This window comes from Acidobacteriota bacterium (assembly GCA_040754075.1).
Classification (GTDB): Bacteria; Acidobacteriota; Blastocatellia; order UBA7656; family UBA7656; genus JBFMDH01.
Genome location: JBFMDH010000021.1, coordinates 62,239 through 87,775, shown reverse-complemented (window position 1 = coordinate 87,775; position 25,537 = coordinate 62,239). Strand labels below are relative to the sequence as shown.

Genomic DNA, 25,537 nt, shown 5'->3' with positions numbered 1-25,537 from the left:
GAATGATTCTTCAAGCTTGACACCTTTGTGCTTAAACTTCCCACATACATAGCAAAGTGAATTGCTGGTTTTTAAAGAGAGCAAGACCGGTGCCATAAATTGTCAGGTTCGCTTTCGCGGCATTTTAAGCGAAAAGCATGGTCTTTTAATGATGAATGAAAGCCGGTCAAATCGGCTTATGAATGACCTGTTTGGATAAGCTTATCGCCATTTTTTTTACTGAGCAGCGCAACGCTTTTTTTCAAGCCGTCGCGATGAAATAAAAAAAATGAAATGCCCACCCATAGAGGGCGAACGGGCTAGTCGAATTGATACGAAAATCTACACTGTCAGTAGATTCTTACCTAGAACCGAGGGCTTGCCCGGTTAAAGATTCCGAATCGTTTATTCATCACCGGGAATCGAAAAATATTTTGTCAGCGGTTTTGCGCGCCGAACATCGACGCATTAAGATACTCGCCCAATTCTGCAAAGGAGGAAACAGACCTTGCCCGAATGGTTCAAGTTAATCGGCATTGTCATGGTCATTCTGGGATTCGCTTTCAAACTGCGCACCACGATTGTGGTGATGGTGGCGGCGCTCGTTACCGGTTTGATTGCCGGGTTGCCCTTGTTTTCAAGCGCAGGTTTTTTTCAAAGCTTGCCGTATTTCACCAAGCCCGGACAGGAAGGCATTATCAATATGCTCGGTCGCGCCTTTAGCGACAGTCGTCTGATGACGCTTTTCATCATCACGCTTCCGGCAATCGGACTTGCGGAGCGTTACGGGTTGCAGGAACAATCCGCCAACTGGATTCGCAAAATCAAAACGGCGACGGTTGGGCGGTTGGCGATTACTTATCAACTCTTTCGCATCTTGCATGGATTGATGGGGCTTCGTTTAAACGGTCATGCGTCGTTCGTGCGCCCGTTGATTTTTCCGATGTCGGTGGGCGCTGCCGAAGCAAAAAGCGGAGAAGAAGTCGCAGAAGACAAAATCGAAACTATCAAAGCGGCAAATGCGGCGAGCGAAAATTACGGCAATTTTTACGGGCAGAATCTTTCGTTCGTGCAAGCGGGAATTTTGCTGGTGTACGGGGTGATGAAAGGACTCGGATATGAACTGAGTCTCTGGCGAATGATTTTATTCACCACGCCGATTGTGATTTTTTCTGTGATTCTGGCAGTGATTCAATTCCGCTGGCTCGACAGGCGTTTGAAAGAATGAATGGTTCATCGCTATTTGTGCGAATGACGCGGTCAACGCCGCCTGCTCAACAAAATATTTTTCTCAATAAAAACACTCTCGTTGAAAAGGCGGTCAGAGACTGCCGCTGATAACTATTCAAAGGTATTTCAATGACTCACATCGCTTTTGTTTCCGTCGTCAATGCGTTACTCAATCTCGACACCGTGTATGTCATCACGGGCTTGGTGCTTGCGGTCTTTGCCGCGATGAGCTTTCGCGACCGCGCCAATCAACACCGTATCGCCAGCGGCATCTTCTGGTCGCTGCTTGCTGTGGCGTTTGCCTTTGGCAGTTTTCTGCCGCACTGGCTCACCGGGCTTCTGGTTCTGGCAATGGTGGTGATTGACGGCATCGGGCGCGTCGGGCGCGGGGCTTATAACGAAACCACCAAAGAAGAACAAGCCGCACACGCCCGGCGACTGCGCAATAAAATCTTTTTGCCGGTCATCGCCATTCCCGTTGTGACGATTGTTTTTGCAATGCCGTTTTTGATTGCCCTCTATTTCAAAGTCGAAGGCATAGATTCTGCCGCCGTCAATCGCGCGGCGCTCGTCGGTCTTGGGTTCGGTGGGGTCATGGCGATGCTTTTGTGTTTGCGCATCACCAGAGATAAACCCGCTGTAATGTTCAACGAAGGGCGGCGCATCAATGATGCGATGGGGGCGCTCAGTTTGTTGCCGCAACTGCTCGCTTCGCTTGGGGTGATTTTTACGGCGGCAAAAATCGGCGATTTGATTGCCGGTGGCATTCAACAGATTATTCCTGAAAACAGCCTGTTTTTACTGGTCTTGGCGAATTGTTTAGGCATGACGCTGTTTACCATTGTCATGGGCAATTCGTTTGCGGCATTCCCGGTGATTGCTTCGGGCGTGTTGGTGCCGTTGATTGTCAAACCTTTAGGCGTCAACCCTGAGATGGTCGCGATTATTACCCTGACGGCGGGTTCAAGCGGGACGTTAATGACACCGATGGCGGCGAATTTCAACATCGTGCCGACGGCTCTGTTGAATATGAAAGACCAGTACGGAGTGATTAAATTCCAACTGCCGTTTGCGCTGGCAATCTGGACGCTGCACGTTCTGCTGATGTGGACATTGATAAAAGTAATGTGACTACCACTTCGCCAGTTGTGACACTTGAAAAACTGTCACAACTGGAACACAAATTTCTGAGCGAAAACGCTATGCTGTAGGAAAAGAATGCCGCTCAATTCAATGCGGAGGCTGTAGTCATGATTCAACACTTTATTTGTTTAATGATATTTTTCGCGGCAAATCTTGGACTGGTTTTGCCACAGTCGCAGACTTCCCAACCAATGCAAACGTTTGCCACGCTAGAGGGAACAGTTATAAATCGTGCAGGCGGAGTTATCGTCGGAGCCAAGGTCACTTTAACCCACATTGAGCGTGGAACTAGTTGCGTTGTACAGACCAATGCGAACGGTTCTTTCAAAATTGTTGATTTGCCTCCTGGTATTTACAAAATTCAAATTGAAGCTAAAGAATTTGAGTCCACCGTTTGGGAAATGAATCTGGGCTTAGGTGATATGAAAGGGTTTACGGCACAACTCAAAGGTGGAGGGTTTGATTACAAGAAAGATGAAAATGAAGAACAGGATTTTATCAAAAATAAAATTCTCTCCGTCAATAGCCTGAAAAAAGACATTAAGAAAAACCTGCCATTAGGATCATCAATCGCACAAGTCAATGAATTCCTTAAACAACGAAGCATTGAGCATAGTAAATTATTCATCGGTGATAGTGACTCTGATTACCCAAATGAAAAAAATCTCAGACTAATTCACACATCAATTAGAAATGTTAGAAAAGGACTCTTGGGGAATTGGGGAATCTTCATATCATTTCGCTTTGATGAAAATGACCACCTGATTGACTATAAAGTGAAGTGGGTAGGGTTGACTTGATTGTAGCATTGAATATAAACAGTCGGGTTAAATTTTTGGAGGATATTAATTTTCTGGGTCGAGTAGGTGTTTCCAGAGTTTCGGTGAGGCGCGAAAGCTGGTTTGTTGTAAACGCCTCACCGCATCTTCAATATCAATCAAGTTGCGAGCTTGGTCTAATACGCCTAAAGTGCCGACAACCTTTAAGCCCCGGGACACTGCTTTTTCGCGTCCGCGCTTTTCATCAATGATGAGCAGGTCGCAACCCAACTCTTGGGCAAGGGCAATCGCTTCTTTTTCGCCTTCATCCAATTCGTTCAGTGCTTCATCAATTTGTTCGACAGTTTCAATCACTAACCATTCAGGACGCTGGTTCACCCAGTTGCGGACAACTTCGGGCGCATCTGCTGAATTCAACTCTTTCCATACCGCTTGCGGCAGAATGACTTGTGAAAATAAATCTCTCAGGATGTCGGTATAGCCAATAAGAATGAGGTAATTTATCGGGCTGGTGTCGGCAATAACAATCATTTCTTGATTACCCGTTCAAGGGTTGCCCGATCTTGGTCTAAATCCGATTCTGAATAAGGTAAATAAGCTTGACGTTCTTTAAGAAAGCTTTCAGTTTCCCACCAGGAAAGATGCAAAATTTGCTGCACCTGCCCTCTGCTGAGCGCACCGCTGCGATAGCCTTCAACGGCTATGGCTTCAAGAACACGGCGAGGCAAATCGCGCCATTCGGTTTCCAATTGACGCGCTACATCGTCAGGTAATTCAACCGCTATATTCATTGCTTATGCCTCCTGGAAAATCACTAACAGTGTAACACAGACCCTAACACCAGATGGATGCTACAGCCGCAACTTTGCAAGGAGCAATCGTCATCCTGCAAAAATAAATTGGACTTTCCATCACTCAGCAGAAAGAACCTGTAACCTGCTTTGCGTTCTTGGCGTCTTGGCGGTATAAACCAATTTCCACACGGTCTTAAAAAATCATAAAGGAGCCTCGAATGATGAGATTGAATGCGATTTGGCGGCGCGGTGTCGTCGCCGCTTTACTGGCAGTCAGCATTTTCGTATCACTTCCGCAAACTTCAGCACAACAGAAAGGTTACGATGCCAGCTTGATGAAAGGACTCAAGTGGCGACTCGTTGGACCCTATCGCGGCGGGCGTTCGGTAGCGGTCGCGGGTGTCAGTTCGCAACCCAACACCTTTTATTTCGGCGGCACCGGTGGCGGCATTTTTAAAACTACAGATGGCGGCAATAACTGGATGCCGATGTCTGACGGCTTTTTCAAAACCGCATCGGTTGGCGCAATCGGCGTTTCCGAATCCGACCCCAACATTGTTTACGTCGGCATGGGCGAAGGTCCGATTCGCGGCAATTTCTCTTACGGCGACGGCGTCTATAAAACCACGGACGCAGGCAAAACCTGGAAACATCTCGGACTCGTCGAGACCCGCCAAATCAGCCGCGTGCGCGTGCATCCGAAAAATCCCGACATCGTTTATGTCGGGGCGCAGGGACACGCCAGCGCCCCTAATGACGAACGCGGCGTGTTTAAATCTACGGATGGCGGCGCGACCTGGAAAAAAATTCTCTTCAAAAGCAATCGCGCAGGCGTCACCGATTTGATTCTCGACCCGAGCAACCCGAATACGATTTACGCCGGCATCTGGCAGGTCGAGCGCAAGCCCTGGACGATGGAAAGCGGCGGCGCAGATAGCGGACTGCACAAATCCACAGACGGCGGCGAAACCTGGACGGACATCTCGAAAAATCCCGGACTTCCGAAAGGCATTATGGGTAACATCGGCGTTACCGTGTCGCCGCTCAATCCCGAACGCCTCTGGGCTATCATTGAAGCCGAAGATGGCGGCGTCTTTCGCTCGGAAAATGGTGGCAAGACCTGGACGAAGGTCAACGAGTCGCGCAATCTCCGTCAACGCGCCTGGTATTACACGCGCATCTACGCAGACCCGCAATCCGCCGACACGGTCTATGTACTCAACACCAGTTTTTATAAATCGATTGATGGCGGGCGCACTTATTCAAGCATCCCTGTGCGACATGGCGATTGCCATGATTTGTGGATTGCGCCCGATGACCCGAAACGCATGATTATGGGCGATGATGGCGGCGCGGAAGTGACCTTCAACGGCGGCAAAGATTGGACGGAAGAAGACCAACCGACCGCACAGTTTTATCGCGTCACCGTTGACCAGGATTTCCCTTATCACATTTACGGCGCGCAACAGGATAATTCAACAGTGAAGATTGCTTCGCGCGCGCCCGGTTTCGGTATAGACACGTCGGACTGGTACGATGTGGGCGGCGGTGAAAGCGGTTGGATTGCGCCGCATCCGAAAGACTCGAATATCGTTTTCGCAGGTTCGTATGGCGGACTGCTGACGCGCTATGACCATCGCACCAAACAGGAGCGCAACATCAATGCCTGGCCCGATAACCCGATGGGACATGGCGCAGTAGATTTAAAATATCGCTTTCAATGGAATTTTCCGATTGTCTTTTCGCCGCACGATGCGAATGTGCTTTACGCGGCAAGCAATGTCATTCACAAAACCACCAGCGAAGGGCAAAGCTGGCAGGAAATCAGCCCAGACCTGACGCGCAACGATAAATCGAAACAGTTGCAATCGGGAGGACCCATCACCAAAGACACCACCAGTGTTGAATATTACGGCACCGTATTTACGATGATGGAATCGCCGGTGCAGAAAGATTTAATCTGGGCGGGCAGCGATGATGGCTTGGTTCACGTAACACGCGACGGCGGCAAAAATTGGACGAACGTGACGCCGCCAAAAGACCTCATGCCCGAATGGATTCAAATCAATTCGCTCGACGCTTCGCCCTTCGATGCGGGCACCTGTTATGTCGCGGCGACCATGTACAAGCTGGATGATTTCAAACCCTATCTCTACAAGACCACCGATTACGGCAAGACCTGGAAGAAAATCGTGAATGGCATTCCGGCTGACGCATTCACGCGGGTGATTCGCGAAGACCCCAACAAAAAAGGCTTGCTCTATGCCGGAACCGAAACCGGCATCTATGTTTCGTTCGATGATGGCGAAGCCTGGCAACCGTTGCAACTCAACATGCCGGTGACGCCTGTGACCGACATCGTCGCGCAAAAGCGCGATAAAGATTTAATTGTTGCAACCCAGGGGCGTTCGTTTTATGTGCTTGATGATATGACCGTGCTGCATCAACTTGCGGATGCCGCGAAAGCGGATGCGTATTTGTTCAAACCCGAAGAGGCGTATCGCTTTCAAGGTGGCGGCGGATTCAGCGCGCCCAATTCAACCATCGGCGAAAACCCGCCAAATGGGGTGGTCATTCACTACTATTTGAAGAATAAACCCAGTGATGTGCAGCTTGAAATTCTCGATGCGGCGGGCAAATCAATTAAGAAGTTTGCGAGTAGAGGCGCAGCCGGGCAGGGCGCGCCACAATCTGCCGGTGATGATTTCTTCGCGTTTTTTGGCGGCGGCGGAGCAAGTCGCGTAGCCGCAGCGGAAGCCGGACTCAATCGTTTCGTATGGGATATGCGTTATGCGGATGCGACGCGCTTTCCCGGTTTGATTATGTGGGCAGGATCGACGACGGGACCAAAAGCCGTGCCGGGAATGTATCAAGTGAAACTCACGGTTGATGGCAAAACCCAGACGCAGAATTTTGAAATCAAACGTGACCCGCGCCTTACGACGACGCAGGAAGATTATCAAAAACAGTTCGATCTGCTTACCAGAATTCGCGACAAAGTGACCGAAACCCACGAAGCGATTTTGCAGATTCGCGATGTGCGTAAACAGGTTGACGAGGTGGTGGCGCGCACCAAAGAGCAGACGGGCGCGAAAGCCATTGCCGATGCCGCGAAACGTTTGAACGATAAGATGAAAGCGGTTGAAGAGGCACTCTATCAAACCAAGAATCAGAGCGGTCAAGACCCGTTGAATTATCCGATTCGTTTGAATAACAAACTCGCGGCGCTCACAGGCGTGGTCGCCAGCGCCGATGCCGCGCCGACCGAGCAGACTTATAAAGTTTATGAATATCTGGTCGGCGAAATTAACCAAGAACTCGCGAAACTCGCCGAGATTATGAAGACCGATTTACCGGCATTCAACAAAGTGGTTCGCGACCAGGAAATTCCTGCGGTGATTGTGAAACCCAAAACCACTCCGCAATAGCAGCCGTGAATTTCTCAACAAACCGAAGGCGGAGGTTTGAATGCTCTGCCTTCGGTTTAATAAGGCGCTTTAACCTGAAGGGTTGGAATTTTTTCAAAATGACGGAGGTTTCGGGTTGCCAGTGTCAAATCTTTATTAAGCGCGGTAGCAGCGATTAAAGCATCTGGTAGTGCAACGGCATACTCACGCGTGATTTTTCCACCTTCAATGGCAACCGGTTCATCAAGGTAGGCGATACGAAAAAGATTGAGGAAGCGGTTTACTTTTGCTGCCTCTCTGGGAAGTTTCATTTTTTGACCGGCATAAATTTCTGCAACCGTAATGACAGATACCCAAAGGATTCCTTGTTTTCGCTCACGCCGTAGAAATTGTGTGGCTTGTGATACACCGCGAAAGTGATCTATCAAAATATTGGTATCAATTAACCAATCCATCAACTGCGTTCCTTCCATTGTCTGCGCAGCGCGTTTTCGTATGCAATACCATTCATTTCATCTTTCCAGATGCCGGAAGTTTCACGAAGGATACGATTGGCATTCAAAGATTTGGGCAAACGGGAAATCAGGAAATCGACATAATCGGCAACTTCGCGTTGTTTGTCTTCCGGTAGTTGGGTGAGTTTGTCTGTTAATTCCTCAAGATTTTGCATTTGCTGTTCATCCTATTTTGATGTCGGTAGCGGACTCATTATACAAACATCCTGCACGTTTGCGCAGTCTACATTCAAAGGTTCATGGTCTTCTGTACACGCCATAGTCACACGCTTTATTATCTCAGTTTCACTATTGAATAAATTTTTAGGATGAGATTATGGCACAACAAAATACTTTCGATGTGGTTTCAAAAGTTGATATGGCGGAGGTCAAAAATGCTTTGAATCAGGCGATGAAAGAGATCGGGCAGCGGTATGATTTCAAAGGCACCAATTCCAATATCGAACTCGATGAAAAAAATCATACGCTCACGTTGGCAACCGCGAGCGAGTTTACCTTGAAATCCTTAAACGATGTCTTGCAACAAAAACTGGTGCGGCGCAACGTTTCGCTGAAAGCGCTCTCATACGGAAAAATCGAACCCGCGGCGCGCGACAGCGTCCGTCAGGTCGTCACCTTGCAACAGGGCATTCCGATTGAAAAAGCCCGCGAAATCGTCAAATTCATTAAAGACTCGAAACTCAAAGTGCAAGCCGCCATCAACGGCGATTTCGTGCGGGTCACGGGTAAAGACCGCGACACCTTGCAACAGGTCATCGCCGCTTTGAAAGCCAAAGATTTCGGCATTGATATGCAATACACCAATTATCGAACGAACTGAGCGACGGAAGAGGTGATGAGGTGATGAGGTGATGGAGGTGAAGAGGTGACATAGAATTTTCATTACGCAGTTTTGTGGTTGTTTAGTTGTTACTACGCGCTGACAGATTTTTTCATCTGGCAAATATATAACGACCAACTGGCGCAAACCGCAGAAACCAACAACCACTCACCCCTTCACCTTTTCACCTCTTCATCCTTCACCTGAGTTGCAGCGTCGGGTCGCCAAATAAAATCCAGGTTTTGCGGGTATCCAAATCTTCGCAAACCCGCTTGGCTTTTTGAATCGCTTCACCAAGCGTCACCGGTTTACCGTTTGCTTGAAATAGGGCGCGATAGAGTTCGCGATTCATCGCCGCCTGATTGCCCGGTAAACTCATTCCCGATGATGCCCACACCGCAATCGCCCCGCCGTTTGGCGCTTTCAAAAACGCTTCGCCTAATGATTCAACCATCGGGTCTTGAAAATAACCATTCAAACAGGTCATGGTCACCATCAACGGCAGACGGTCACGATTGGTCAAACTGAGCGCGTCGGTGGCGGTCAACAAATTGCCGCGCCACACGGCGAGCGAACCATGTCCCGCATAGTTGATCAACTTCTGCCCGCGCATCATCGCTTCAAGAAGTTGTTTTCGCGCCGTCGCCGCATCCATCTGCCCGCGTTTGAGTTCGCTGATTTCGAGATTTTCAGGCAACGCTTCACGAAGCGCCCCGGAAGCCGCTTCAAAATTGAACCCGTCATTGGCATCACTAACCAGCAATGCCTCTTGCGAAACTTGCGACTGTTCGTAGGCAATCAATTTAGTAAGCACAGCGGTTAAGGCAACCAGGTTTTGCGCTGGCAGGCGACCGACCAACATTTCAGTAACACCATCATTATTGAAATCGGCAAACCAGTCGTCGCTGGCGGTTTCCATGTTTGCCGTTTCAATCAATCTGGTCGGCACATGATCGAGGCTCATTGTGCCGAGATAATTTTTCGGGTCGTAACTGGCATCGCCAACCAACATCACAAAACGCGGCGCAATTTGCCAATGAGTTTGCGCGAAGTTCAAGAAATCCTTTATCGCTTGCGGTGATTTGTGACCGTTGTTGAATTCATCGAACACATCTTCGAGGTCAACCAAAGTGACTTTGAAACCTTGGGTCTCGCGTAAGGCTTTAAGCGGCAGCATTGCCTCATAAAATTCGCGCGGCGTGATGATAACGAAATCCGCGATGTTGGTTGCGCTTCGCAAATTTGAAGCGCGATTGGCTTTTATCGCAAAGGGTTTTTGCGCTTGCTCATCACTGATTGCCAGCAATTGGCGTTGCCCGCTGCCTCCTGCAACGACATTGATAGCAAATCCGGTTTTTTGTCCGCTGATGTCAACCGCAAGTTCCTGTGCGGCATCGGCATTGGTGACATCGAAAACCCGCAGGTTGCGCGAGGTAAATCCACCGACCGTCACCCGCTGCCGCGCCGTTGCCGAAAATCGCAATGTGTTATTTGCCGCCGTAAAGGCGCGTTGATACTTGATGCGAATGGCATCAACCAGAGAAACATCGCTTGCGCCCTGTTCGGCTTTGAGTTGAACAAGGTTGATGCCTTCTTTGAGAAGCGCAGGCGAGATGGTGAAACTTGCGGTTTTATTTTCCTGCCCGGTGAACACAACGTCGCCCAATCGCCCGCCGTTCAGTTGCACCGAGACGCGATGCGCGCTTTGGGTGACGCCCTGCAAAACGACTTCGACAACTGCCGGTGTAGCCGTGGCTGCGAGATTACGAAGCGTCATTTCCTGATTGACCCAGTTACTGGTCACCAGCGAACCGAAAAAGTTTTCGCGGTCGCCGTTTCTGAGCGCCGAAAAATAGATGAAGCGGTCTTTGCGTTCGCCGGTTTGGGTGAAACTCGCTGCCCCGCTTGTCGCGCCATCAACTTTCGCAGACTTGACGCGCAAGCCCGCCTGATTGCCAAAGGTCAACCAGTAAACCCGCTCATCGGTTGCAGTCGAATCAAGCCCCAAGCCATAAAATTCAACCGCGTCCGTGGTATCAAAGCGCCCATCGTTTTCGCCTTTGACGTTGATGGGAATTTCGCGCCCGTCAACCAACATCTGCAAACGCCTGGGGTCAACATCGCGCGGAATGCCTGCGGCAATCAGTTCACTTTGCGTGACGCGATAATAGCCTTCACGTTTGATCAATAATTTCGCTGCCTGTTGCGTCGGCAAAGCGGTTTGCGCAAGCGAGGGTTCAAGCGCATTTGCTTTGCGGGTCATCGCTGTTGAACTTGACGAATCAACAAGTGTGGCTTGTCTTGCGCCGAGTTTCGCAAGCATTTCGGAACGCTGTAGGGATGGCGCTTTGCCGAGCGCATATTTCAATTCAAATGGCCCGTACATCGTAGCTTTGCCGTTTAAATCAATGGCTTCAAGCCGGTATTGCACCGGTTGCGCAAACGATGTGAGCGCATCCGACCAGGCGTAACCTTCGCCTGCCGCTAAAACGGTTTTGCCACCGGCAAGCAGAGCCGAACCGCCAATCAATTGTTGATTGATGCGCGTCAGTTTGCCGCCTTCATCGCGATAGACATTAAAGCCCAGGTTGTCTGCTTCGTAACCGGTCTTCCATTCCGTTAATACTTGTCCGTCGTTGTAAGCCGTGGCATTGAATGACACCAGATTCACTGCCGTAGGTGATGCGGGCGTTGAAATATTTAAACACCAACCGCCGCTGATGCTGCCGCCATCGCCGCCGACATCGTCAACTACCCAGAGTCTCCAGGTTCCGTTCGGGTTCAAGCCTTTCAAATCCGCAAGCGTGTTGCTGTAAGGCGCAGCCGGTGCAGGTGAAGGAAAGGTATCGCCGCCTTCGCCATCGTTGAGGTTCGTTGGTCTGTAAGAACCTGTAACGAATCCTGAACCGCTTGATGGGAAGTTAGAAGCCGCGTCTTCATCGATGGTGAGCGTCAGGTTGCTTACCCCTGGATTGGTGCCGCCAACATCTGACATCAACATGACTTTTTGTCCGGTCGGCGCTTCCAGCATAACATCCACATCGCGCGGCCAGGTGTGCGAAAAATTGGTTAGCGTCACAGATACTTTCACGGTGCCGGTATTCAATCCTGAAACCGCGATGTTCGAGGAATAAGGCGTCGCCGCGCCGGGCGTACCAGTCAACGGAATTGAAATGCTTGTCGAATTGCACAAAGTGCTGTTCGCTACATTGAGCGAAAAATTGGCATCCGACATATCAAAGAAAATATTGCCGACGGCTTCGACTTTGACCCGCGCCGAAGGCGATGAGAGGTTGGGAACCGTAACGAATTCGCTGCCGTCATTCGGGGTGCTTGCCGCAAGCACCGTTGGAAAAGTATTGCCGCCATCGGTCGAAAGCGAAATTTTCACATTCGCCGCATTGATGGGCGCAGCTGTGGTATTCGCTACGTTCCAGGTGACGAGTTGACTGGAACCGGCTGTCCAACTGCCGGTCGAAGTGTTGGGTTGGGTCACCGCAAAAGGACCTGCGGTTGAAACCACACTGACGCTCATCGATGCATTGGCAGTGCCGCCGCCCGCCGCGCGATTATCTCTTGCGGTGAAGCGGAAATTCATGGTGCGGGTTGTTGATGGCAACAACTCGCCGGTTAAACACGAACCTGACCCGCAAGTATAAGTCGAAGGCGGCACGTTGGCGTTATTCAAAATATATTGCAATCGCGGAAAGGTGCGCGAGGTGTTCGTTGAAGGCGTGAATGAACGAAACAGCGGGCGTGTGCCATCGTCCGTGTGTGGCGGAGCCGCCGCGCCCAAGTCAAATTCTTCCCAGACGTAAGTCATCGCATCGCCATTCGGGTCGGTGGGCGATGCGGTCAAGCTGAAGGGGGTGCTTGCGGGAATCGAATAATTGCTCAAAGCGGCAATCGTCGGCGCGCTGTTGCCGGTCGCTGCCGTGGTGGCGCAATTGCCTGACCCGTTGGCATAGCCGATGATGAATTCCAGACTGCCTGTGTGAAAGTAGAGTTCATTGCTGGTTTGCAGATTGTCGGGGCTGCAAATCGTGTAGCCCATAATTGTTGAACCGCTGCCCGGCTCATAGGAACTTGCGCCGCTGCGTTGTCCTGAACAACCGCCCGACGTGGTGTTGAAAGTGTGCGGCGCGCTGAATTGATGGGCGAATTCATGAGTGACGCCGGAAACGAAAATGCTGTGGGTGATGGGTGTGCCGCCCATCGTGGATGCGCCGCGACCTTTGCTGCCGCCACAGACGACGCCGAGTTGCGCGATACCTGAAAACGAGAGAAAGCCGGGGCTGACGGTAATGTCGCCAAAGACATGCCCGATGTCATAATTTGCCGAACCGATTACATTGGTCAGATTTGTCTGGTTTTCATTAAGCATGGTGCTTGGCGAACTGTTGGTGTATGGGTCGGTTGACCCATTGGTGTAGATGATGCTCAATTCGTTGGCAATCAACTGAAAGGTGATCGTGGCTTCGCGTTGATAGATGGCATTGACCTGATTGATTAAAGAAGTGATTTGCGTGAGCGCCGTGTTCGGGTCGCCGCCGCCATATTGCGTGGTGAATTCACCGGTCGCGGCGACTGCTAAACGATAGGTGCGAAGCGATGTGCCGGTGGAAAAAACATTGGGCGCAGTGAGCACGCCGCGTCGTTCGGCATCAGCCATCTCGGCATCGCCGACCAGACAACCGAGCGAGATTTTGTCGGTTGAAAGGTCGCGGTTGTAATAGGCTAGGTAATTGGTCGGGTCATCTTTGGCGAGCGGTTCGATAAACGATGTGCCATTGGCTGAAAGAATGATGGCGTGAAAACCGAGCGGCGTGAAATCAAATCGCGCTGTGGCAGTGGGGTCGTCTATGCCCTGGGCTTTGTAGGTTTTGACCTGCGGAAATTTCGCTGCCAGTGCCGCTGCCATGATTGGCGATTCTTCGATGCGGAATTTGGCAAATGTGCCATCGGGCATCGGCAAAGTTAAAATCACATTGGTCTTTTGCGCCGCATCAGTAAATTCCATCGGCGCTTGTGAAATCTGTGTGGCAAGCGCCTCGCGATTGAGACTCACACGGGTGAATGCATTCAAAGCGATTGGCGGCGCGAGTCGCTGCATGGCGTCGGTCTTTGAGGTCTGTTGCCAGACGCCATCGGCAGAGATAACGGTTGTAACAATGGCAGGCGCAGCTTTCGCCGTGAATCTCTGGTTTTGTAAATAAAAAATTGCGGCGGTGATCACCATAACGGCAAATAAAAAAGCCAATGCGCGAAATGATGATTGATGCGAAAAATGCTTTGATGATTTATAACGCGGATTGCCCGTAGTTTTCATAATCGAATGCTCACTTTTTATTCAGCTGTGTGAGGGACTTAATAATCAGTCAAGAAATCGGGGTGATTTTCAATCTTTGGCGTAGCTATAGAAGATGGTTTGCCTGGTTCAACCAGGCGTGTCCATCATAAGAGGGAAGCGCAGGCGAGTCAATAATCTTTGAGTTGTGGGAATTGTGCCGCGCAAACTTTCCTGATACGTCGAACCGGATTATCGCACGGGCTTGAATATCGCTTCTCATCAGGCAGTCGGTCATCATCTTGGGTTGTTGATAAATCAAAACGCGCCGGTGTTGCAGAGCAACATCAAGCGCGTCATGCTCTCTTGAAAATTCTTTGTGTCCTTTGTGTTTTTGCGGTTGGTTTTCTACGCCGTGCGTTTGATTAACATCACCGTCATATCATCAACCGGCGAGGCTGCGCCGACAAAACGCGACAACGCTTCATCGATGCGGTCGCGGATGCTCGATGCCGAGCGGTGCAGGTTTTTGGTGATGACTTCAATCAACCGTTCTTCGCCGAATTCTTCATCCTGTAAATTCACCGATTCGGTGATGCCGTCACTATAAATCACCAGCACATCGCCGACATTGAAATGCACACGGTCTTCGTCGTAACTCATGCCGGGCATCAATCCCACAGGCAATCCGCCTTTATCCAGTTTGACGATTTCGCCGTTGGTTCTGACGAGCAGCGGCACATTATGACCGCCGTTGGAATACGCCAGTTCGCCGGTTACAGGGTCGAGCACCGAATAAAACAAGGTGAGGTATTTGCTTGATGGCGAGTTTTCATAAATGTAGCTGTTGACCTCTTCCATCACCTGACTGATGGAGGTGCGGGCTTGCGATTGGGCGCGCACGGCGGCGTGAACCGATGACATCAGAAGCGCCGCGCCGGTGCCTTTGCCGGAAACGTCGCCAACTGCCAACACCAGTTTACCGTCGCGACGTGGAATGTAATCGTAATAATCGCCGCCGATTTCGCGACAGGGGAAAGACACGGCGGTCATATCCCAGCCTTCGATTTTCGGCGGGGCGACCGGTTGCAAGCGCATCTGAATTTCCGATGCGACTTTCAACTCTTCTTCCATGCGGCGTTTTTCGAGGCGTTCTTCGAGCAATCGTTCGTGTTCGATTTTGATTGCTGCAACCGAAGCAATCGTCGTCAAGACTTTGAGGTCTTCTTCTTCAAAACGATTGTGCAACGGATTGTCGATGTAAATCATGCCGAAGGTCTCTTCTTCGGAAGCCAGTGGCACTGCCATCACCGAGCGGATTTGACTGAGGACGACCGAATGTTGCGCTTGAAAGCGCGGGTCGTGCATGGCGTCCGAAGTTAAAATCGGGGTGGTTTCCGAAATCACTTTGTTGGCGATGGATTGACTGATTTGCACCTGAGAATTGCTTCCCAGGTCGCCGCTTTTGGCGCGGGCGATTTTACAGATTAAATCTTTGCCCTCTTTCAAAAATAGAAATCCGCGTTCGGCATCAATGGCGTTAAAGACCAGGTCGATGGTCATCTTCAAGGTGTCTTCGAGCGAGGTGCGTGGCAGCAGGGCGATACCCACCTGTGACACGATATTGAGTAAATCACGGTCTGAGGTCTGGTCTTGTTTTTGCGGCGCAATGGCTGTACGCACAGCGGTCATCGAACGCGCGCCGCTCGTCACATCGCCTGAAAACGAACCCGATTGAATCGATGAGAGCAATTCCGAAGTGGTGCGCGCCGGCAGATAGGTGGTGATGGTATCGGCAGGAAGATTATCCATCCCGCCCGATAGAAAAACGGTTCTACCCGATAGCGTCGCCTGTTCGCCCGCCGAATATTCGATTTCGGTTTCGCCGATGCGAATAATATCGCCGACTTTAAGGCGCGCGGTGTTGCTGAGCCGCTGACCATTGAGAAAGGTGCCGTTGGCGCTGCCATTATCAACCACGATAAGGTTGTCGTTTTCGCGGCGAAACTCGGCGTGCAGACGTGAAGCGAACGGGTCGCCGATGCAGATGTCATTGCGCGAAGAGCGTCCGATGGTTAAACGCAGTTTGTCCATCTTGACCACGGATGGCTCGAAATCTTTTGGGCGAACGATGAAAGTATGCATAGCTTTCCAGGGTTCAAGGTTCAGGATTCAGGGGAGAAGAAACGATGAAGGCGGAAGGATGAAGGATAAACAACTGCAAAACGTTTTTTGTTCATCGTTCATCGTTCATCCTTCATACTTTCCTTTCCCTGAATCCTGAATCCTATCGTGACATTACCACAATGGTTTTCGCAAGTTTATCGTGCCAGCCTTGTTGGCGCGGGTCCCAGAGCATCCACAAAAAACCCAGAAACCCTGCCAGCATCGAAAGCGGATAACCAATCAGGTGTCTGATGAGCGCGCCTTTGATGGTAAAGGGTCTGCCGTTGTTGTAGATGATTTGAATGCCGATGATGCGCATGCCGATGCTTTGCCCGCTGCGTCCTGCCATCACGATAAAATTTAAAAATAAGAGCAGGAAGGTAACGCCCGCGACGATGAACAAATCGCGGTTGGAATCAACGATGGAACGTCTGCCGACGGCTGAAATTAAAAATGTCGAACCCATGATGACAATCAAGGTGAGCAGAAAATCGAACATCCAGGCGCCATAACGCAAGCCGAATCCCGCCTGTTTATGCAAGCCGATGAAGGCATGGGTTGGCGGCGCAATCCGATGTTCGGCGGCAGCCAACGGCGGCGCTTTTGCGGCATCAGCTTGGGCGTCAACGTAAGACGGTACATTCAATGTAGCAGGCGGCGCACTCGCCGCGCGGTTCATCTTTTCAACTAATTCAGGAATCGGTTTGGCAACGGCTGCGTCAGGCTCTTGAACCGCAACCCCATGTCTTGGGGTCGGGAGGTTTTTACCGCATTTCGGACAAAACTTGGAGCGCAGGCTTATCTGGTTTCCACAATAAGGACAAAATCTGGTCATAAACAGAGTAGTCCGTAAGCGCTAGTCGGAAGCCGGTAACAAGCAGTCCTTTTACCGACCACTGACTACCAACTACCGGCAACCGATTACGTTAGCACAAATTTCAATAAGGTTCCGCCGAGTTTTAATTCGTCACCCGCTGTCAGTACCCGTGGCGCTTTGGTGTTTAAACGAATTGACCCGCCATTGACGGAATTGACCACCGTGCCGTTTACCGAACCTAAATCTTCAACCAGGAATTGTTCTCCCTGCCGGTAAATCCGGGCGTGGCGACGCGAGACTTTGGTCTCCGGGTCATACATCGTTAAATCAATTTCGGGAAAGATGCCGGTGTGCGGGTCTGTGCGTCCGAGCAGAATACTTTCTTTATCGATAGTGAATGGTTTGACGCCATCGTTGGCGCCAAGAATCAGCAGTTTAGCTGTGGCGCGCGAAGGCAGCGCAACATTATTGCTTGGCGCAGGCGTTCCCACCAGGGGTTGGCGCTGGCCACAATGCGCGCAAAAGACATCATCAACCCCGATTTTATCGCCGCAATGTCCGCAAAAAACCCAGGTCTGCGCCTGCGGTTGCACGCTTGCCGGTTGATTGGTCTGAACCCCGACGCCCAGCGAATCGCGCGATTTCAACGGGACTTCGACTCTACTTTCGCGGTTGGATTTATCTTGCGTGACCTCACGATTGCTCAGATAAGTCAGGTGGTTTTGCAACTCATGCATGAACTCCTGCGCCGAAACCGGTCTCTCGTCAGGCGAATGTGCCACCGCCCGCATTAACAGTTTTTCCATCTCCGGCGTAATATTGGGATTGATCTGTCGCGGCGTCGGATTTTTGCTGAAATCGAAAATTAACAAAGGATTATCCTGCGGGTCTGACCCGGTGAGCATATGAAACATGGTTGCGCCCAACGAGTAAATATCGGAACGCGGTTCAACCTTTCCGGCAAACAATTCCGGCGGCGCATATCCCATCGTGCCAATCGCGGTGACGCCTTTTTCTGTCGGACGCACAATGCGGGCAATGCCGAAATCGACCAGCATGACGCGTTGCGATTTGTCATCAAGCATGAGGTTTGCAGGTTTGAGGTCGCGATAAATAATCGGCGGATTTTGCGAATGAATGTAATGCAACACATCGCAGATTTGAATTGCCCATTTGGTCACAGCCGTTTCATCCACGACGCCGCCACGCACCTGCATTTGTTGAGCGAGGTCGCCGCCACCTATCCAGCGCATCACCAGATAATATTTCCCGCTCTCATTAAAGTAATCGTAGATGGTTGGAATGGAGGGATGTTCGAGTTGCGCCAGGACTTCGGATTCGCGTAGGAAATCTTCGACCGCTTTGGCGCGTTGCGAGGCATCGGCAAATAACTCGATCATCTCTTTAACGGCGCAGAGTCTATCGGCAAGCCGTTTATCTTTGGCTTGATAAACTGAACCCATACCGCCGCCGCCAACACGGCGCACGATGGAATATCTGTCCAGTAAAAGCGTGCCCGGTTCGAGTTGAACACCCGCCGACTTTTTAGGTTTTTTCGATTCAGGCATAATCCTTCTGTTCCAGATGAACGCGCTGTTTTATGATTGCTGGCTGAGTTGAAAACTATCCTCAAGTGCCGCTTTGCAAATTTGTCATTCTGATTATTTAAGTTTTGCACGGATACTGCAAACAGGCAAAACGCTTTATAAAATCCTGCGTAAATTTATGCTGACAATCGGTGAAGCAATTCAATCAATTATTGTTTAATAACCTGAAATTTTAAGAAAGTTTTGCCGACGATGACTTCATCGCCGTGTTGCAGCATCTGACGTTTGCCGGGCAGTAAGCGTCTGCCGCGATTGACAAAGGTGCCATTGGTTGAGCCTAAATCTTCAATTAAAAACTGCCCATTGTGTTTAATGATTCGCGCATGGCGGCGCGAGACCTTGGCTTCCGGGTCATCTTCGTCCAAATCGACATCGGGGAAGATGCCGCTGTCGGCGTCCCAGCGACCAATGCTGGTTTCAATGCCGCTGATGGCAAACTCTTTGCCGACGCGACCGCCGCGTTCAATCACCAGTTTGGCAAAGATGTCAGCATTGTTCTCAAGGTTTAATTCGCTCTGGTCTGAGCGCAACCCTTCGGTGCGCCCACGTTGCGACAGCACATAAGTTTTCGGTGTATTGCGCTGTTCGGTAATTTCGCTTCGCGACACATCGGCAACCGTGGTGTTCATCGACGAGGGTCGGTCATTACTCGCGACCGGTAAGACGTCATTGCTGCCGCTAGGGGTTTTCTCAGCGCCTGACGAACGAATCGGCATGGCAGGTTTGGGAAAACTCGTAGAAGTCGTAAACGAGGGCGGCGCAGGAATCGCGGATTCGTGAGTTGGCGGTTCTTGAATCGGCGCAGGCAGGCGCGTAGCCGGCGGGATGCTGTCATAACGCGGTGGCGACGGTGGCGGTGCCGCCGTTGGCGGTTGATAGTCCGGCGGAGCTTCCTCGCGTTTTAAAAATTTTGGCGCGTAGCCGGCGTCGAGTTTCATCCCACACTCGTCACAATATTCGCTACCGTCTATATTATGAGTTGCGCAATTATTACACCTAATCATAGGGCTGCTTCCTCCGAGGGTTTCTCTCGGGAGTTATTATTTTTCCGAAAGCCGATTATACCGCACGCCTGTTTCAGTAGCAATAAACCTCATTTCCCTCAATAAAAATAGTGCTTTTTAGACGATTCTCGTATCCGAAAACCTGTGTCGCAAAAAAGCCCGCAAAGTCTTCGTTGATGGGCGTGCATTTTTCGTTGCTTGCGCTCAAACTCACCACCCGCAGAAGGGAGACAACGATACAACCAAACCGCTTTTCGGGCAACTCAAGATACGGGTTTTTAGCGCATTAAAGTCAAAGAGAAAAAGCGAGTGAATTGATTATCACTCGCTTTCACCGGACTGGATATTAACCAATTTAGAATCGACTGATCTTATCTAAATAGCGCACGAACATTTTCATGCCGCCTGAAGCCATGTACCAGTCGAAATTTTCGTTCTTCGCATGATAGCCATGTTCGGGCAACGACAAGCCTAAAAAGTTAATCGGCACTTTCAAATATTTCTTCATCGTCACAACTGCGCCAATGGAGCCGCCTTCGCGGGTGAATGCGGGCTTTGCGCCAAACGCAAATTGCATGGCTTCGGTTGCGGCTTCGGAATATTTGCCGCCGAATTCGCCAACATAAGGTTCAAGCGCCCCCTGAAATTCCACTTTGATATCCGGGTTTTTCGCTTTTACGAAATCGCGCACCAGGGCAAAAACCGCTTTGGGGTTCTGGTCAGGAACCAATCGGCAACTGATTTTCGCCTGCGCCTGATAAGGCACGATGGTCTTGACGCCCGATCCTTGATAGCCGCCGCTGATGCCATGCACCTCGAATGTCGGAAGCGCCATCACCGCTTTCAAGACGCTTGCTTCATCATCGAAGCGCAAGGCTTTCAATTCGTGGGCTTTCTTGAAGCCTTTCGCAGTGAAGCCTGAATCGAGAAAACTTTGCACCTCCTGTTTCGTCGCTTTGCGAACGGCATCGTAAAAGCCTTTGATTTTCACCTTGCCGGTGGTCGCGTCATAACATTCATCAATCACTTTGCAAAGTTCGCCGATGGGATTGCGCGCCGCGCCGCCCGTGAGTCCCGAATGCACATCTTTCGCGCCGGTCTGCAAGGTCATCGTCACTAGCATCATGCCTCTTAACCCATATGGCACTGCGGGTTTTTTGCGCGAAATCCAGATGGTGTCGCTCACCAAAACGGAATCGGTTTTCAGCTTCTTCACATTGTTTTTGATAAAGTGCTCAAAGTTGGGGCTGCCGATTTCTTCTTCGAGTTCCCAGATGAAATTGATATTGAGCGGTAAATGGTTTTGCGCGGCGTAACGCGAAGCGAGCATCGCCGTAAGCGCCGGACCTTTATCATCGGTGGTGCCGCGCCCTTCGTAACGCCCGTTTTCTTTATAGAAAGTAAACGGCGCTTTGTGCCACTCATCGGCATTTGCCGGTTGCACATCAAGGTGATTGTAGATGGTGACGGTCGGGTAATGGTCACCGGCGCGCAGTTGTCCGAAGACTACAGGGTTGCCGGGCGTTTCATAAATTTCGGCGGTTGCGCCGATGGCTTCGAGATATTGTTTGGCTAAGGTTGCGCCGCGCCGTATATCGTCTTTGCGTTCGGGTTCCATGCTGATAGTTGGAATTTCGACGAACTCACCCAACTTGTCTTCAAATTCATTGCGTGAATCTTTGATATAGGAATTTAAATTGGTGTAAAGATTTTCTCCCATAAGATAAGCGGATTCTCCTTTAGAAATTCGTGCTGATTTTGGCGCGGTCATTATGATGACGGGGGTTTTCGAGTGTCAAGCAAGGATGCCTGGGCGCGAAAGATTCTTAAATTTCGTGCAAATAAAAAAGCCTCGACTCCTGCAAGGAAGCCGAGGCTTGAAGTTTAAATGACCTTAGAGCTTAACGGAAGTTCAGACGAAGTTGGAATTCGATGAGTCTTCCGCCCGGATCATTGGTGCCCGATACCGTGAAGTCACGATAGGCATTGCGGGTCTGTCCGAAGGTCGCGCCGATGCCCGACGCGGCAGCGTCTGTACCGGAACCTTGAATGGTGAAATTCTGATGATTGAACGCATTCAGGAATTGCACGCGGAACTCAAAATCGGTCTTTTCGGTGATCCTTGTGCGTTTCATCAAATTCAAATCCCAGCGGGCGAACCACGGGCCATAGAGGAAAATGCGGCTGCCGAGTTTTCCGGCTTCCGTAGGAGGCCCGATGTAAGGCGTTCCCGGATTCAAATCCGCAAGGGTTTTGCCGCCGACTTCAAATGCCGCCAGGGTGTTGTTGATAAATTCAATCGGCAGATAATACACCACACCTTGGCATTTGCCTGTGGTCTGACTGCACACGGTTGACTTACGAATCTTGACCAGGTCTTGCAATTGTTTGGCATCAATGTTGTGCAAGACCACGCCTGAGTCATTTTGATTGAAGGTCGCGCGTCCGCCGGTGAGCAGTATCGGCGTACCCGATTGGATACGGGTGACGCCGCCGATTTGCCAACCTTCGAGGAGTTTGCCGAGCACCGGAATATTGCCATTCAGGAAGCGTTGTCCCTGCCCGATGGGCAATTCATAAATCCAGTCGACTTTGAACTGATGACGCACGTCGCGCGGCGCAGGACCTTTTTCGTACTCAAAATCGCGCAGGGTGGTCGGCGTTAAAGCGGCTGCGCTTGAATTGACAAACATATTGGTCAACGACTTCGACCAGACATAGCTGCCTTGAACCAATAAACCGTTTGACAATCGTCTGCGCAGTTCAAGTTGCAAGGCGTTATAAGTCGAGCCGCCACCATTATCCATTATCCAGGATGAACCAGCCATCGGGTTCATCAGGAAATAGTTTGAACGTCTATAAGTGATGCTCGGATTATTCGGGTCGGTCAGCGTAACTGCGGGAACCAACCCGGCGTTAATCAAGGTCGTCATTCGGGTAACACTTGTCGCAATCGAATTTGCCGTGCTGCCCACCGTGCCACGGTCAAGCGAGACGACCGTGTTGCTGTCGGTGCTGCCGAAAATCGTCGTGATGATCGGCACATTGACCTGTCCGGGCAACCCTAGATTGCCATAGTTGTTGCCGCGTCCGGCGGCGCGACTGATTTTCAGATTGTTCTGGGCGTTCTGGAATTCCTTCAGGAAACCATTCTCAAACACATTGACTTCGTTCATGTTGTATTGCCGCCACATCTTGAGTCCGTGGTTGCCGACATAACGAATTTCCAATGCGGTATTGCGATTTAACTCGCGTTGCCAACCGAAGGTATAGGACTGCACGTAGCCAACATCGAGATTGGGATTGAAGTCATTAAGCGATGAACCTTGCGCAGCGGTGAACGGGAAGGTCACTTGCGGCGTGGCGCGGAACGGTAAGTTTGCCGCCCCGTCACGCAACCAGCGGCTGCCTGCCGTTCCAAACTCCACAGGGAAAGTGGTCGGGCTGGTGCCGACCGAGAAGAAACCGCCTTGATTGGAGCCGAACATCGAAATGTAGGCGTTGAAGCCTTCGCGCACATAGGCAATCGAATAACCGCCACGGAAAACCGTTTGTCCCGAATCGCCGAAAATTTTGCTCAGTATCCCGCTCTTGTATTCCGGCGTCCAGGCAAATCCCAGACTCGGCGCAAAATTGGTATATTGATTTTTGTAGGCTTTCTCGCCGGGTTCGAGTTTCTTGTACTGCGGCACCACAGGATTTTCAAAGACGCCCGGTTTGAAGAGATTGCCAATGCCTGAAACGCCGAACAAGCCATCCAATCCGACTCGCGTATAGACATCGTTTTCATTGATTGGCGATGCCTGAAATTCCCAACGCAAGCCGCCGGTCAAGGTCAGATTGGGTTTCACTTTCCACGAATCCTGCGCGTAGAGTCCCCATTCATCCTGATGATTGAATTCAGTGAAAGGCACCGGTTCATAACTATCGCCATTGATTGACAACGTCTTTGTGGTGCTGCTGATTCTGCCGGTCAACAGGGCATAGAGCGCCGCCGCTTCACTGCGTTGGGTCGCGGTGCTGCCGGGGAAATTTGTCGGAGTGAATATCGCAGTGCTGCCGTTATTGATCGGGTCGCCGGTGGCGATGCCGATGCCGATGGCTGGCACATAATGGGTGCTGACCGCCTGGGTGAAGGATTTGACTCGCGTAAACGCCAAGCCGAAATTCAAAGAGTGCGCACCCTTCAGATAGCTGAGGTTATCGCTGATGGTTCTGAGCGGCGTGTTGCGACGCGATTGCGAAGTGCGCGAGTTGAATGCGCTGGTGTATGGGTTGCCGACGGCAAAGCCACCAAACAGGTTGTAGAGACCCGGTGAGAATTCGCGGGTGAAAACCACCGTGCCATTGCCTGATGAAGTGGCGCGAACTTCATTGACGAGATTGTTGCTGATGGTCCAACGTTCTGCCGCCACAAAAGTGAAGTTGTTGCGATAGATGCTGCCGGTGATACCCGGTGTGCCCAGCGCAATGCCGGTTCCCGGATATTGATTGAGTTGACCGTTCACGCCATCCGGGTCTGAGAAATAATGTTGGTAGTTGTGGACAAATTCCAGGTGGTGTTTATCCGTGAGGTTGAAGTCCAATCTGACGGTTGGGAAACGGCGCAGGTTTTGTCCGGGGTCCTGGAAGGTCAGGTCCATCCGGTTGTAATCATTTGCCGTGTCAATGCGGCTCTTGAGCACGCCTTTTTGCGCGGCTTCATTGATTAAACCAAGTGCTGAGGCAATCGTCGGGTCAGGGGTTGTGGCGTATTGTCTGACCGATGCCGGAAGCGTCGGGTTTTTCGCTGCCGCCAGTTGATAGAGGTTGATGGCTCGGATTGCGCCTGTGGAATCTTTATAGGTGTAAATCCCTGCGCGCGCGCTATCGACCAACACGGTGCGCGCCGCATCGTAGGTTTGCGGCAAACGGAACTCCTCCATGTTGATAAAGAAAAACGCCCGGTCTTTGCCTTTCCAGACCTTGGGAATCCAGATGGGACCGCCGATGTTGCCGCCATATTGATTCAAAATCAAATGGTCGCGCGGCAATCCGTCAATGTTGTTGAAATAGTAGTTGCTGTTGAGCGCCGTGTTGCGATGTTGCCAAAACAGCGCGCCGCGATAGTTGTTCGAGCCTTGTTTGGTGACGAACTTGATTTGCACTGCGCCTTCACCGGCGCTTTCTGCGCCCGGTGTAGCGGTCGATACCGTGACTTCTTCGACGGCATCGGATTTCGCTTGCGTCGAAGTGAAAAAGCCGTCCGATGATTTCAAGAGATTGTCTTGAATGTTTGCGCCATCCAAGGTGATGTTGAGCGAAGATTTCGGCAGACCGTTCACCGAAGAAGTGCGCGGCGTGCCCGGCGTTTGAATGCCGGGAAGCGTCAACACCAATTGCATGGCGTCGCGCGTCGCCCACGGCAATTCGCTAATTTGCTTGCCGGTGATGGTCGAAGAAATGTTGGCGCTTTCCGTTTGAATGACGCTGCCGCCCGAAGTGACGACGACCTGTTCGGTTGCGCCGCCGACTTCCAGCGAAGCATTTGCAGTTGTCACCAGCCCGGTATCGACTTTGACGTTTTGAATGACTGTCGATTTAAAGCCCTGAGCCGTAATTGTGACCGTATAGGTGCCATTGGGAAGCGAAGGAATTGACCATCCGCCTTCATCATTGGCTTTTGCTTTATATTCGGTTTGAGTCTGCGTACTTTTAGCCGTGATTTGTGCCCCGCCAACCAGCGCGCCTTGGGTGTCGGTAACAACACCGGTCAGGCGGCCTGTGGTGGTTGATTGTGCCGGAACCAGATTCGCCAGCAACGACAGAACAATCAGGAGCAATACACAACGACTGAGTGAATGAAACCTCATCGTATCCTCCTCCACCTGCTATGCGCAGGTTTTGCTTTAAACAAAGTGAGCGTTATAAGAGTAAAAGACCAATGCGCCAGTCTTTACCTCTTTTTGCCGAGTGCAATGTACGGAAAACAAGAAAGAGCCTGAGTCGA

The 25,537-nt window shown here is 50.9% G+C and carries 16 protein-coding genes; 5 read left to right on the top strand and 11 right to left on the bottom strand.

All coding sequences use genetic code 11. The features are described 5' to 3' along the window. The first annotated feature begins 487 nt into the window (after positions 1-487). The 3 genes from AB1757_20670 to AB1757_20660 all read left to right on the top strand — a co-directional run bounded on the left by AB1757_20670 (position 488) and on the right by AB1757_20660 (position 3,152). Positions 488-1,207: a DUF969 family protein gene (locus tag AB1757_20670; GenBank protein ID MEW6129467.1), complete on the top strand. Its 720-nt coding sequence runs from the start codon at positions 488-490 to the stop codon at positions 1,205-1,207. A gap of 131 nt (positions 1,208-1,338) precedes the next feature. Next, entirely contained in the window at positions 1,339-2,340 is a 1,002-nt protein-coding gene (locus tag AB1757_20665) for a DUF979 domain-containing protein (protein ID MEW6129466.1), read from the top strand. Between the two features lie 119 nt (positions 2,341-2,459). Next, complete coding sequence (locus tag AB1757_20660; protein MEW6129465.1) at positions 2,460-3,152, top strand: carboxypeptidase-like regulatory domain-containing protein; 693 nt, start codon at positions 2,460-2,462, stop codon at positions 3,150-3,152. Between the two features lie 45 nt (positions 3,153-3,197). Here AB1757_20660 and AB1757_20655 read toward each other — a convergent pair whose 3' ends face one another. After that, positions 3,198-3,662 carry a DUF3368 domain-containing protein gene (locus tag AB1757_20655; protein MEW6129464.1) on the bottom strand — a complete coding sequence of 155 codons (465 nt, stop codon included), beginning with the start codon at positions 3,660-3,662 and terminating at the stop codon, positions 3,198-3,200. Beyond that, entirely contained in the window at positions 3,659-3,922 is a 264-nt protein-coding gene (locus AB1757_20650) for a UPF0175 family protein (protein ID MEW6129463.1), read from the bottom strand. Before AB1757_20650 ends, AB1757_20655 begins: the two co-directional genes overlap by 4 nt. Before the next feature lie 221 nt (positions 3,923-4,143). Between AB1757_20650 and AB1757_20645 the strand changes: the two genes are divergently transcribed. After that, positions 4,144-7,353 carry a glycosyl hydrolase gene (locus tag AB1757_20645; protein ID MEW6129462.1) on the top strand — a complete coding sequence of 1,070 codons (3,210 nt, stop codon included), beginning with the start codon at positions 4,144-4,146 and terminating at the stop codon, positions 7,351-7,353. A 56-nt stretch (positions 7,354-7,409) separates the two neighbouring features. On the opposite strand, the gene AB1757_20640 is transcribed toward AB1757_20645, so the two are convergent. Together AB1757_20640 and AB1757_20635 are read right to left on the bottom strand one after the other, a co-directional pair. Continuing rightward, a complete protein-coding gene (locus tag AB1757_20640) occupies positions 7,410-7,787 on the bottom strand; it encodes a type II toxin-antitoxin system VapC family toxin (GenBank protein ID MEW6129461.1) in 378 nt (125 codons plus the stop codon). Continuing rightward, positions 7,787-8,002, bottom strand: coding sequence for a DUF2281 domain-containing protein (locus AB1757_20635; protein ID MEW6129460.1), 216 nt, complete (start codon positions 8,000-8,002; stop codon positions 7,787-7,789). The genes AB1757_20640 and AB1757_20635 overlap by 1 nt, the downstream gene beginning before the upstream one ends. A 161-nt stretch (positions 8,003-8,163) precedes the next feature. On the opposite strand from AB1757_20635, the gene AB1757_20630 reads away from it, so the two are divergent. Next, entirely contained in the window at positions 8,164-8,667 is a 504-nt protein-coding gene (locus AB1757_20630) for a YajQ family cyclic di-GMP-binding protein (protein MEW6129459.1), read from the top strand. A 199-nt stretch (positions 8,668-8,866) separates the two neighbouring features. On the opposite strand, the gene AB1757_20625 is transcribed toward AB1757_20630, so the two are convergent. The 7 genes from AB1757_20625 to AB1757_20595 form a co-directional block, all read right to left on the bottom strand. Beyond that, the gene (locus tag AB1757_20625; protein ID MEW6129458.1) at positions 8,867-13,996 is read right to left on the bottom strand and encodes a C25 family cysteine peptidase; all 5,130 of its coding nucleotides are present in this window, start codon (positions 13,994-13,996) and stop codon (positions 8,867-8,869) included. Between the two features lie 366 nt (positions 13,997-14,362). Next, positions 14,363-16,099 carry a SpoIIE family protein phosphatase gene (locus tag AB1757_20620; GenBank protein ID MEW6129457.1) on the bottom strand — a complete coding sequence of 579 codons (1,737 nt, stop codon included), beginning with the start codon at positions 16,097-16,099 and terminating at the stop codon, positions 14,363-14,365. 142 nt (positions 16,100-16,241) lie between these two features. Next, positions 16,242-16,955: an RDD family protein gene (locus tag AB1757_20615; protein ID MEW6129456.1), complete on the bottom strand. Its 714-nt coding sequence runs from the start codon at positions 16,953-16,955 to the stop codon at positions 16,242-16,244. An 86-nt stretch (positions 16,956-17,041) separates the two neighbouring features. Next, the gene (locus AB1757_20610; protein MEW6129455.1) at positions 17,042-18,505 is read right to left on the bottom strand and encodes a protein kinase; all 1,464 of its coding nucleotides are present in this window, start codon (positions 18,503-18,505) and stop codon (positions 17,042-17,044) included. Between the two features lie 188 nt (positions 18,506-18,693). Further along, positions 18,694-19,482, bottom strand: coding sequence for an FHA domain-containing protein (locus AB1757_20605; GenBank protein MEW6129454.1), 789 nt, complete (start codon positions 19,480-19,482; stop codon positions 18,694-18,696). 421 nt (positions 19,483-19,903) lie between these two features. Next, positions 19,904-21,268, bottom strand: a complete 1,365-nt coding sequence (locus AB1757_20600) for a M20/M25/M40 family metallo-hydrolase (GenBank protein ID MEW6129453.1) — start codon at positions 21,266-21,268, stop codon at positions 19,904-19,906. A 181-nt stretch (positions 21,269-21,449) separates the two neighbouring features. Further along, entirely contained in the window at positions 21,450-25,400 is a 3,951-nt protein-coding gene (locus tag AB1757_20595) for a TonB-dependent receptor (GenBank protein ID MEW6129452.1), read from the bottom strand. Positions 25,401-25,537 lie beyond the last annotated feature (137 nt).

Coding starts and splice junctions, on each gene's coding strand:
- AB1757_20640 (MEW6129461.1), bottom strand. CDS start 7,787: ATGGATTGGTTAATTGATACCAATATTTTGATAGATCACTTTCGCGGT.
- AB1757_20630 (MEW6129459.1), top strand. CDS start 8,164: ATGGCACAACAAAATACTTTCGATGTGGTTTCAAAAGTTGATATGGCG.
- AB1757_20660 (MEW6129465.1), top strand. CDS start 2,460: ATGATTCAACACTTTATTTGTTTAATGATATTTTTCGCGGCAAATCTT.
- AB1757_20665 (MEW6129466.1), top strand. CDS start 1,339: ATGACTCACATCGCTTTTGTTTCCGTCGTCAATGCGTTACTCAATCTC.
- AB1757_20605 (MEW6129454.1), bottom strand. CDS start 19,482: ATGAAACTCGACGCCGGCTACGCGCCAAAATTTTTAAAACGCGAGGAA.
- AB1757_20650 (MEW6129463.1), bottom strand. CDS start 3,922: ATGAATATAGCGGTTGAATTACCTGACGATGTAGCGCGTCAATTGGAA.
- AB1757_20595 (MEW6129452.1), bottom strand. CDS start 25,400: ATGAGGTTTCATTCACTCAGTCGTTGTGTATTGCTCCTGATTGTTCTG.
- AB1757_20600 (MEW6129453.1), bottom strand. CDS start 21,268: ATGGGAGAAAATCTTTACACCAATTTAAATTCCTATATCAAAGATTCA.
- AB1757_20615 (MEW6129456.1), bottom strand. CDS start 16,955: ATGACCAGATTTTGTCCTTATTGTGGAAACCAGATAAGCCTGCGCTCC.
- AB1757_20655 (MEW6129464.1), bottom strand. CDS start 3,662: ATGATTGTTATTGCCGACACCAGCCCGATAAATTACCTCATTCTTATT.
- AB1757_20620 (MEW6129457.1), bottom strand. CDS start 16,099: ATGCATACTTTCATCGTTCGCCCAAAAGATTTCGAGCCATCCGTGGTC.
- AB1757_20610 (MEW6129455.1), bottom strand. CDS start 18,505: ATGCCTGAATCGAAAAAACCTAAAAAGTCGGCGGGTGTTCAACTCGAA.
- AB1757_20625 (MEW6129458.1), bottom strand. CDS start 13,996: ATGAAAACTACGGGCAATCCGCGTTATAAATCATCAAAGCATTTTTCG.
- AB1757_20645 (MEW6129462.1), top strand. CDS start 4,144: ATGATGAGATTGAATGCGATTTGGCGGCGCGGTGTCGTCGCCGCTTTA.
- AB1757_20635 (MEW6129460.1), bottom strand. CDS start 8,002: ATGCAAAATCTTGAGGAATTAACAGACAAACTCACCCAACTACCGGAA.